At 44.5% G+C, this 3486-nt stretch carries 2 protein-coding genes; both read right to left on the reverse strand.

Features of this window, described 5'->3' with window-relative positions:
• A partial coding sequence (locus HMPREF2704_RS05615; protein ID WP_141760641.1) for an accessory Sec-dependent serine-rich glycoprotein adhesin occupies nt 1–2909 on the reverse strand: 2909 nt, incomplete at its 3' end.
• A 180-nt stretch (nt 2910–3089) separates the two neighbouring features.
• The coding region (locus tag HMPREF2704_RS05620) for an LPXTG cell wall anchor domain-containing protein (RefSeq protein ID WP_141760640.1) at nt 3090–3486 on the reverse strand (397 nt) is incomplete at its 5' end.

Consider the following 3486-nt stretch of genomic DNA (forward strand, 5'->3'; position numbering starts at 1 on the left):
GATACAGATTCTGATGTAGATGCTGACTCGGATGTCGAGAATGATTCTGACGTAGACACTGACTCAGACGCTGATACCGACTCAGACGCTGACACTGATTCGGACGTTGAAACTGATTCTGATGTTGACACTGACTCTGCTGTTGACACCGATTCAGAAGTAGACACTGATTCAGATACAGAAACCGACTCGGACGTTGAAACTGACTCAGACGCTGACACTGATTCAGAAGCAGATACTGATTCCGAAACTTTCACAGATTCAGATTTTCTTGTCGATACAGATTGACTCGTTGAAGCGGATTGAGATTGAGAAACCTCCTTGCTCAACGATTGACTGCGAGATAAACTAGTTTGAGCTGAGACACTTGCAGAAGCTGATTGGCTTAGTGAAGCTGACAAACTTTGTGAGCGAACCGAGCTCAGTGACTGGCTTAATGAAACGCTCTGAGATTGCTTCGCACTTAAAGACTGACTGATCGATTGCGAAGTCTTCGTAGACGCACTCTGACTGTTTGATACAGACTGACTGTGATCGCTATCTGACAGTTTCACCGCTACGACATTGGTCGTACTATCTTTATAAGTAATGGTGACTGTACCATCACTATTAACCGTATAGGACTTAATCCGGTTGGCTACCTCTGGATTAACAGCCGACACAGCAGCAATCACCTTGCTCTTATCTGCATCAGTCAATGCAGTTAGACTCGTCACCTGAATAGTGCTTGTCGGCGCCACACCTGGCGTACGATCAGCGAGACGTCCTTGTGTAATCCGAATTTCACCCAAACCATTTGGGCGGTTCATATTAGACGCATTATCAATAGCTGCAACATTACGTTGCCATGTATTTCGGTAGGTATGGTAAAGATCATCCTTCAAATGAATGGTCGTTGTGATGGTTGCAGGGTTCGCACTGGTAGCCGTAATATCACCCGTGATAGGAGCAATATCACCTGTTCCATACTGGCTGCCACCAAAGAAATTCCCGTTCAAAGCATTGTCGTTCAGATCCGCTCGTGCAACGACTTTCATTTCTTTCAACTTGCCACTGTCATCAGTAGCTGTAAAGGTCACAACCGCATCATCACCAGCGTAAATAATATAATTCTTCCCACCACCTTCAAGAGGGGTTGATTTCGGTTCCACACCATTGACGGTCAACTTAGCCGTCACTTCAGGACGTGTGGCATCTGTTACAGCAACCATATTACTGGCATCGGAATAAACTGCATGATCACCATACAGAATGCGAGCTTTGGCTGTTACACCACCCGTTTGTAACTTAACAGTCGGCGTCACAATCGCTTGACCCGAAGCATCTGCCACAGCTGTTCCCACTTCATCGTCATTATTGTATAGAACGACTGTAGAACCTGGCTCAGCTCCTGTCACCGTTACAGGTGTCTGTGTGTAAGCCTTATCCAATAATCTCGTTTCAACAGTTGGTGCTGCAAGTCGCTTCACTGGAGCCGTCACATCATTTGTAGTGTTATCTTTATAGGTAATGGTCACCACACCAGATGATGAAACGGAATAAGATTTAAAGTCCTTTGAAGTGGCAATATTGGGGTTAGCAGTCTTAAACGCTTCCCAAATCTTCTCTTTTTCAGCCTGGGCCAAGTTAGTAGTATCATTGACAAAAGTCGCTGTCGTCACAGCCGTAATCGGATTACGAATGCCATCATTTTGCGGCAAAACCTGAATGCGTAGCGTTCGTGTCACTGACTGCCTAGCCGTATTGGTCACTACAAAAGAAACATTATAAATTTTCCCAGGCGTTACGACCTCTGTCTGCCCAACAGTTCCCATGATATTAAAGGCCACTGCACTATTTTTCAAGGCCGACGTCTGAGGCACATTGATGCCATTCACACGATCACTACCAGAAGCGTAAGCAATGCTTTTAATACTATTTCGTGTAGGAATGGTTTCCACAACATTATAAGCATAATTGAGGTAATCTGAATTATAGACAGAAATCAAAGTATTATTAGCTGGACCTAAATTATACTGAGGCGCACGGAGACTGGTATCAGCATCAATACGATTCCCGTTACGCGGATCCCGTTGGCCAGATGTCGCACGAAGCACAGCATTGACCAAGCGATTGCGAGCAATCTTTGCTTGGCTTTCCACGGCATCGATTTGAATTGCCGGATTGGACAAGCCTACACGAATAGCCTCTAAAGCCATATCTCCATTTTCAATAGCAGATTCTGTCCCAGGAATTTCCAGAGCCTGTGCCCGATAGGTATATAAATCCAAGGCCAAGACCTGCAGACGCTTCACCTGGTCTTCCGAGCGAGTGGTCTGAACTGCTGCTTCTTTCTCACTCGTTTCAGAAGTAGCTACATGAATAGCGTTATTCTCTGAGAGAGTGCTACTAGCAGTTTCTGATGTGGACTGACTCGCTGAATGACTAACAACATGAGATTCACTCAAAGAAACCGACTGAGAAAGTGAACTGCTTTCTGAAAGCAACTGACTGCCTGACTTCGAGAGTGATTCAGATTCGCTAGCAGACTGACTCGCTGACACAGAGTCTGTGGTAGACGTCGTCCCCAAAACAAGACTATCCGAACCCGCTACACCAGTCGATGGGCTGATTTCAGACCCAACAGTCGCATTCATCTCATTTTCCTCAGCAAATACTGGATTGGCAACCGTGGTCGCCCCAGCCAGAGCTCCTAGCACAACCAGCCCTTTGACCAGATCTGCAGGCATCGAGTGTGATGAGGCTTCGTATTGAACCACGATCTTTTCATCTACACCACCTCGCATGACACGAAATAGGCCTAACCGAGAAACAGATGCCCGTACCCAATTCTTTCCTGATTTGATTAATTTATAACGTGTGATTCGCTCCGTTTCGCGAAAATCACCCTTCGAACGTTTAAAAAACATGTCCGCTCCTTAAATTTTAGATATCAAGTTATTATACATTATTTTTTCCCTAATGTAACTAATTAAGACCATTTTCTGATACGAAAACAATACACAAAAAGAGAACCCGGAGGTTCTCTTTTTGGATCCTTTTTCATTGACCACATACCTGAAATGATCGAATCAAATTAGGATAGAAGATTATTTTTCATCTTCTTTTTTGCGACGACCAAGAACAGCCACTCCAGCAAGTCCTGCAACCGCTCCAAGAAGAGCTGATGTTACAGATGTTGTTTCACCAGTATTTGGAAGTGCTACAGATTCGCTGTGTTTTTGTGATCCATTTGCTGATTCTGATGTAGACAATGACTCTGAACCAGAAGCTGATTGACTCATTGAGTTAGAGTATGAACCACTAGCAGAAGTAGATCCTGATTGACTCATTGAGTTAGAGTATGAACCACTAGCAGATGTTGATCCTGATTGGCTCATTGAGTTAGAGTATGAACCGCTACCAGATGTTGATCCTGATTGTGATTGTGATTGGCTAACTGAAACTGAAGTACTTACTGATGTTGAAGTTGATTCAGACGCAGAT

It is taken from the genome of Streptococcus sp. HMSC076C09, assembly GCF_001837905.1.
GTDB classification, from domain to species: domain Bacteria; phylum Bacillota; class Bacilli; order Lactobacillales; family Streptococcaceae; genus Streptococcus; species Streptococcus parasanguinis_I.